The organism is Chelativorans intermedius (genome assembly GCF_025398255.1).
In the GTDB taxonomy this organism is placed as follows: Bacteria; Pseudomonadota; Alphaproteobacteria; order Rhizobiales; family Rhizobiaceae; genus Chelativorans; species Chelativorans intermedius.
The window spans coordinates 141,091-147,090 of sequence record NZ_JAODNW010000017.1 but is presented as its reverse complement, the minus strand read 5'-3'; the positions used below and the strand labels follow the sequence as shown (position 1 = coordinate 147,090).

The 6,000-nt window shown below is 68.5% G+C and carries 9 protein-coding genes and 1 tRNA gene; 5 read left to right on the top strand and 5 right to left on the bottom strand.

The annotated features are described in order from the left end of the window. Positions 1–111: 111 nt before the first annotated feature. Positions 112–187, bottom strand: a tRNA-Ala gene (locus tag NYR58_RS13275). Between the two features lie 129 nt (positions 188–316). On the opposite strand from NYR58_RS13275, the gene NYR58_RS13270 reads away from it, so the two are divergent. Together NYR58_RS13270 and NYR58_RS13265 are read left to right on the top strand one after the other, a co-directional pair. Further along, positions 317–607: a YggT family protein gene (locus tag NYR58_RS13270; protein ID WP_261521336.1), complete on the top strand. Its 291-nt coding sequence runs from the start codon at positions 317–319 to the stop codon at positions 605–607. Then, positions 604–939: a DUF167 family protein gene (locus tag NYR58_RS13265; protein ID WP_261521335.1), complete on the top strand. Its 336-nt coding sequence runs from the start codon at positions 604–606 to the stop codon at positions 937–939. Before NYR58_RS13270 ends, NYR58_RS13265 begins: the two co-directional genes overlap by 4 nt. A 157-nt stretch (positions 940–1,096) precedes the next feature. On the opposite strand, the gene ppa is transcribed toward NYR58_RS13265, so the two are convergent. Together ppa and NYR58_RS13255 are read right to left on the bottom strand one after the other, a co-directional pair. Beyond that, positions 1,097–1,633 carry an inorganic diphosphatase gene (gene ppa, locus NYR58_RS13260; protein WP_261521334.1) on the bottom strand — a complete coding sequence of 179 codons (537 nt, stop codon included), beginning with the start codon at positions 1,631–1,633 and terminating at the stop codon, positions 1,097–1,099. 92 nt (positions 1,634–1,725) lie between these two features. Then, a complete protein-coding gene (locus NYR58_RS13255; RefSeq protein WP_261521333.1) occupies positions 1,726–2,232 on the bottom strand; it encodes a GNAT family N-acetyltransferase in 507 nt (168 codons plus the stop codon). 192 nt (positions 2,233–2,424) lie between these two features. Between NYR58_RS13255 and NYR58_RS13250 the strand changes: the two genes are divergently transcribed. From NYR58_RS13250 to NYR58_RS13240, 3 genes are read left to right on the top strand one after another with little or no spacing between them, the layout of a single operon-like run. Next, positions 2,425–2,673: a hypothetical protein gene (locus NYR58_RS13250; RefSeq protein WP_261521332.1), complete on the top strand. Its 249-nt coding sequence runs from the start codon at positions 2,425–2,427 to the stop codon at positions 2,671–2,673. Then, positions 2,670–3,560, top strand: coding sequence for a pyridoxal kinase PdxY (pdxY, locus tag NYR58_RS13245; protein WP_261521331.1), 891 nt, complete (start codon positions 2,670–2,672; stop codon positions 3,558–3,560). Before NYR58_RS13250 ends, pdxY begins: the two co-directional genes overlap by 4 nt. Before the next feature lie 47 nt (positions 3,561–3,607). Further along, positions 3,608–4,249: a carbonic anhydrase gene (locus tag NYR58_RS13240; RefSeq protein ID WP_261521330.1), complete on the top strand. Its 642-nt coding sequence runs from the start codon at positions 3,608–3,610 to the stop codon at positions 4,247–4,249. A 6-nt stretch (positions 4,250–4,255) separates the two neighbouring features. On the opposite strand, the gene NYR58_RS13235 is transcribed toward NYR58_RS13240, so the two are convergent. Together NYR58_RS13235 and NYR58_RS13230 are read right to left on the bottom strand one after the other, a co-directional pair. Further along, positions 4,256–5,512, bottom strand: coding sequence for a multidrug effflux MFS transporter (locus NYR58_RS13235; protein WP_261521329.1), 1,257 nt, complete (start codon positions 5,510–5,512; stop codon positions 4,256–4,258). A 27-nt stretch (positions 5,513–5,539) separates the two neighbouring features. Further along, a complete protein-coding gene (locus NYR58_RS13230) occupies positions 5,540–5,983 on the bottom strand; it encodes a MarR family winged helix-turn-helix transcriptional regulator (RefSeq protein ID WP_261521328.1) in 444 nt (147 codons plus the stop codon). Between the last annotated feature and the right edge of the window lie 17 nt (positions 5,984–6,000).

Sequence of the window (6,000 nt, the reverse complement as noted above, 5' to 3'; positions counted from 1 at the left end):
ATCAGACACCCGTTCCATGCCTCCGTGTATACCACATGTGTGGCCAATCGGCAGGATGTAAGTGCCTGAAATCCCTCGGATGGTAAGAGAATTAATAACTTACGAGAAGAATGGTGGAGCTGAGGGGAATCGAACCCCTGACCTCATCATTGCGAACGATGCGCTCTCCCAACTGAGCTACAGCCCCATCCGTTGGAACGGGCGCATTTAGGTCCAGGGGCCCCACCCTGTCAAGCGGTCATGCGCACCGTGTTGTGCGGGGCTTGCCGCACCGCGCCGCAGTGGCTACATGTCGCAAAACCTTTGGGAGATCGGCATGCTTGCGCTCATCCAGACCATCATCATGGCGCTCGACATCTACTGGTGGTTCGTCATCGCCGCGGTGGTGTTTTCGTGGCTCTATGCCTTCAACGTGGTCAATCCGCGCAACCAGTTCGTGGGCATGTTCTCCAATTTCCTGTTCCGCGTCACCGAGCCGGCGCTCCGGCCGATTCGCAACCTCCTGCCTGATCTCGGCGGCATCGACATCTCGCCGATCATCCTCCTTCTCATCATCTTCTTCCTGCGCCAGTTCATCCTGACCACGGTGGCGCCGGCGCTGCTGTGAGCGGGCGCGCCGGGCAGCCCTTCTTTCGCCCCGCCGGGAACGGTGTCGAGCTGTTCGTGCGGCTGACGCCGAAGGCGGCGCGCGACGCGGTGGAGGGTGTGGGCGAGACGGCGGACGGACGCAGGCACCTGAAGGCGCGGGTGCGCGCCGTGCCGGAAGACGGAAAGGCCAACAGGGCGCTGGAAAAGCTTGTCGCCGGATGGCTGGGCGTGGCGGCGCGCGACGTGGCCGTCACGGGCGGCGCCACCGCGCGCCTGAAGACGCTTGCCATTGCCGGCGACGCCCGAGCGCTCGCCGCGCGGCTTGCCGTCCTCGCGGAGAAGGGCGGCTAGACCGGTTCATCATTTCAATGAAACGCTGATCCGGTCCATCTCTTCGTTTTTGCCGCATTTGTGCGACGCCAGATGATTCCGTCTGGCTGCAAAATGCTGTAGCGCCGCCGCCCCGATTTCGCGTTCGTGCCCGCGGCTGCGGGCCTGCCCGGCCGGCTCAGGCGGCCTTGCTGCGCGCCCGCTCGATGGCCTCGGAGATCAGCCGGCGGGCGGCGGCGGCGTCCATCCAGTCGCCGATCTTCACCCATTTGCCGGGCTCCAGGTCCTTGTAGTGCTCGAAGAAATGCTGGATCTGCTGCAGCGTGATCTCCGGCAGATCCGTGAAGTTCTTCACGTTCTCGTAGCGGCGCGTCAGGTGCGGCGATGGCACGGCGATCACCTTCTCGTCCTGGCCGGAATTGTCCTCCATGACGAGAACGCCGATCGGCCGCACATTGATCACGCAGCCGGGGATGAGCTGGCGCGTGTTGCACACCAGAACGTCGATCGGGTCGCCATCGTCGGACAGCGTGTGCGGCACGAAGCCGTAATTGCCGGGATAGGCCATCGGCGTGTAGAGAAAGCGGTCGACGACGAGCGTGCCGGCCTTCTTGTCCATCTCGTATTTGATCGGCTGGCCGCCGACGGGCACCTCGATGATGACGTTGACATCTTCAGGCGGATTGTCGCCAATGGAGATGGCCTCGATGCGCATGGGGTCTTCCCGGTTTGGTTGATGTTGCGGCGTGCCTAGCCGCTCTTGCCCTTTCAGGCAAGGCGGCGAATCAACACGGGCGGATGGCCGCCCTAATCCCAGACGAAAGCGATCTTGCGCAAGGCCTTGCTGCCGAAAACCTCCACGCCCTCGGCCACATCGCGCCCGCCAGCGCCCAGATAGAAGGAGACGGCAGGCGCGTTCTCCTCCAGCGCCCACACGACGAGCCCCCTGAAGCCATGGGCGGTCAGCATGTCGCGGGCCGCCTCGAAGAGGCGCCGGCCCATGCCGATGCCCTGATATTCCGGGCTGAGATAGAGCTCGTAGATCTCGCCGCCCTGCCCCAGCTGGCGCGCCCGGTTGCGCCCCAGCGTGGCATAGCCGGCCACCTCGCCCCCCACCTCCAGCACCAGCACCGTGGCCGAGCGACGGATGGCGTTGGCCCACCAGCGAGGCCCCCTGCGCCCGATCATCGCGTTGAGCGCGCGATGCGGAATGATGCCCGCATAGGCACCGCGCCAGGCGCGATCGTGCACCGCGGCAATGGCCTCGGCATCCTGCGGATCGGCGCGTCTGATGTCGATCGAGAGCGTCTTCATGGTTCGTTAACCATAGCTCTCGCGCCCGGGCCGGGCAAGCATGCCGCCACCCTTCGGAAGGCGCGCTACGGCGCTTTCCATGGGGTGGCGCCGGCGCGCGCCAGACAAATCCTGTGGAGGAAATCGACCGGCGGGGAGAATGGTGCTATGCGCTGGGACGGCAGGCGGCCGGCAGGAGACGGACAGAGGCGGATGGACGAGAAGCGGCGCGAGGAGAGGAACCGGCAGGAGTCCCGCCGCATTCTGGAGCGCGTGGAACGCGAGTCCGACCTCTTCATGCGCATGGCCGCCAGGGCGCGCGACCATTTCGCCGCGCGCGACGCCGGCGACGAGGACCGCATCGAGCTGTGGGGCCGGCGCATCGGCCGCGTGCTGGGGCTTGTCTTCGCCCTGTTCCTGATCGTCTGGCTGTGGTCCCGTCTGACGGGCGGCACCGGATGAGCGGCATGGCACAGGACAGCGCGCGGCGGGGTGCCGTGATCGTCGTCTCCAGCCATGTGGCGCGCGGTGCGGTGGGCAACCGCGCCGCCGTCTTCGCACTGGAGGCGCTGGGCCATCCCGTCTGGGCCGTGCCGACGGTGCTGCTGCCCTGGCACCCCGGCCACGGGCCGGCCACCCGCATCGTGCCGCCGCCGGCGGACTTCGCCGCCTTCCTGCGCGATCTGGAGGATGCCCCGTGGCTGGGCGAGGTCGGCGCCGTGCTGTCGGGCTATCTGGGAGGCGCCGAACAGGCCGAGGCCATCGCCGCGCTGGTGCGGCGGGTGAAACGGCAGAACCCTGAGGCCCGCTATGTCTGCGATCCCGTGATGGGGGATCTGGGCGGCCTCTATGTGCCGCAGGCCACGGCCGTGGCCATCCGCGATGTGCTCCTGCCGCTCGCCGACATCGCCACGCCCAACCGCCATGAGCTCGCCTGGCTGGCCGGCCGGCCGCTCGACACGCTGCCGGCGCTGGCCGAGACGGCCCGGCGCCTGGGCCCGCCTGCCTTGCTCGTGACCTCCGCCCCCGGCATCCGCAGGGGCGCCATCGGCAATCTGCTGCTTCTGGAGGGCGAGATGCATCTGGCCGAGCACTCCGCCGTGGAGGATCCGGCCAAGGGGCCGGGCGACCTGACGGCGGCGCTGTTTCTGGCCTGGCTGATGCGCGGCGCGCCGCCGCGGGAGGCGCTGCGGCATGTCACGGCCGCCGTCTACGAGACACTGGCCCGCGCCGCCGCCCGCGGCAGCGACGAGCTGATGCTGGAGACCGACATGGGCAGCCTCACCGCGCCCACGGCACAGGTGCGCCTGCACCGTCTTCCGGCCGCCTTGCCCGCCGCGCGCCGATGAGGCCCGCAGGCTTGCCGGCGGCGTGGTTCCCGGCTATTCGCGAAGGCATGACACATCTGCCAGAACGCCTGCTTGCCGGGTACCGCAACTTCATGGCGCAGCGCCATGCCGCCGAGAGCGAGCGCTACCGCACCCTCGCCCGCGAAGGCCAGGCGCCGGAGACCATGGTGATCGCCTGCTGCGACTCGCGCGCCGCGCCCGAGACCATTTTCGATGCCGGCCCCGGCGAGCTTTTCGTGGTGCGCAACGTAGCCAACCTGGTGCCGCCCTACAGGCCGGACGAGCAGCACCACGGCACCTCGGCGGCGCTGGAATTTGCCGTCTATGCCCTGAAGGTGAAGCACATCGTGGTGATGGGCCACGGCCGCTGCGGCGGTATCAATGCCGCGCTCAACCCCGCGGCCAAACCGCTGTCGCCGGGGGATTTCATCGGCCGCTGGATGGGCCTCGTCACCCCCGCTGCCGAGGCGATGGCCGGCAATCCCATGATGACGGCGGCGGAGCGCCAGACGGCGCTGGAGCGCATTTCCATACGCTTCCAGGTGGCCAATCTGCGCACCTTCCCCTGGATCAGGTCGCGGGAGGAGAGGGGCGAGCTCAGCCTGCACGGCGCCTGGTTCGACATCTCGACGGGCGAGCTGTGGGTGATGGATCCCGAAACCGGCGATTTCGTGCGCCCGGAGGTCTGAGCCTTCTCAGGCCGGGGCCGGGGGAGGAGGCGCATCGCGCACCTGCGATGCCTGCGCCGGCTCGGGCAGGCGCCGCCAGGCCAGCCAGGCAGCGATGGCCGTTGCGCCCATGGCCGGCACGACGATGCTCATGGCAAGGACCGGATCGCCGATGAGCGCCGCCACCGACCCGCCGGCCAGCCCGCCGCCCATCTGCATGAACCCGGCCAGTGCCGAGGCCGCCCCGGCCGTCTGCGGAAACGGGGCGAGCAGCGCCGTCATCATGGCCGGCATCACGAAGGCGATGCCGAAGGCGTAGAAACCCACAGGCCCCATGACGCTCAGGAAGGACGGCGGGGCGGCGTTGAGCAGGAGGATGAGCAGCGCACTGCCGAGCGCGATGAAGCCGAGCCCGATGGGCACCAGGCGCTGGGCGCCCAGACGGCCCATGAGAAGGCGCGCCGCCAGCGAACCCGCGAAAAACAGGCCGGACTGCATGAGCATGCCCACCCCGAACTGCGAGGGGGAGAGCCCCACCCTGCCCATGAGGATGAAGGGCAGCATGGTCGCCTGGGTGTAGAGCGCGCCGACGCTGCCGGCCACCACGAGGCTCGACGTGACGAAGTACCGGCTGCCCAGAAGCGTGCCATAGGCGCGGGCAAGCCCGCGCAGGCTGATGCGGGAAAGGTCGCGGGCCACCGTCTCGCGCATGTAGAGCTGCACGACGAGCATGATGGCGAGCCCCCCGGCCAGCATCAGCAGGAAGATGGCGTGCCAGCCGGCCAGCTCCATGGTCAGCCCGCCGATGGTCGGCGACAGCGCCGGCCCGACGGCGAGGATGATGCCGATCAGGTTCATGATGCGGGCCGACTGCTCATGCGTGAAGAGGTCGCGCACCACCGCCCGCGAAACCGCCACACCGACGGCCGCCCCCACCCCCTGCAGAAAGCGGGCGGCCATCAGCACCTCCACGCCGGGCGCGAGCAGGGCAAGCAGGCTGGCCAGCACATAGATTCCCATGAACAGGAAGGTGACGGGCTTGCGCCCCAGCCCGTCCGACAGCGGCCCGCAAAAGAGCTGCGAGAAGGCGAAGCCCGCGAAATAGGCGGTCAGCGTCATCTTCACCATCGCCTCGGTGCTGCCGAAGGCAGCGACGATTTCCGGCATTGCGGGCGTGTAGAGCGCCATGGAAACGGGCCCCACCGCCACCAGCATGGCGCCGATCAGGCTTACCCGCCGCTCGCTCATGATGGGCGCCGCCGCGGCCCTGCTGTGAATGTTCATGCCGTTCCGCCTGTCTTGCGGTGCCCGCTACGCACCGCCGGTGAAGTTGCCGCGCACCTGCTTGAGGAGATCGCGAAGGCGCGCCCAGCTTTCCTCGTCCATCTCGCCGCGCGCCCGCGCCCGCACCTCGCCGGCAATGCGCAGGATGGCCTCCAGCACCGCATCGGCCTTGCGTGTCAGCCTTATCAGCTTGGCGCGGCGGTCGGCCGGGTCTGGCATGCGCTTCACGAGCCCCCGCTCTTCGAGCCGGTCGAGATAGACGCTGACCGTCATCGCCTCCAGGCCCATGCGTTCGGCCAGCACGTTCTGGCGCAACACGCCATAGCGCGCCGCATAGATGAGGGTGCGCGCCTCCCCCGGCGTCACACCGATGCCCGCCGCCTCGATCCGCCGGTCCATGTCCGCACGGATCAGCCGCGCCAGATCGGTGACGAGAAAGCCGAATGTATCCGGGTCGAAACGAAGGCTCACCTGGCCAAAGCCGCCAT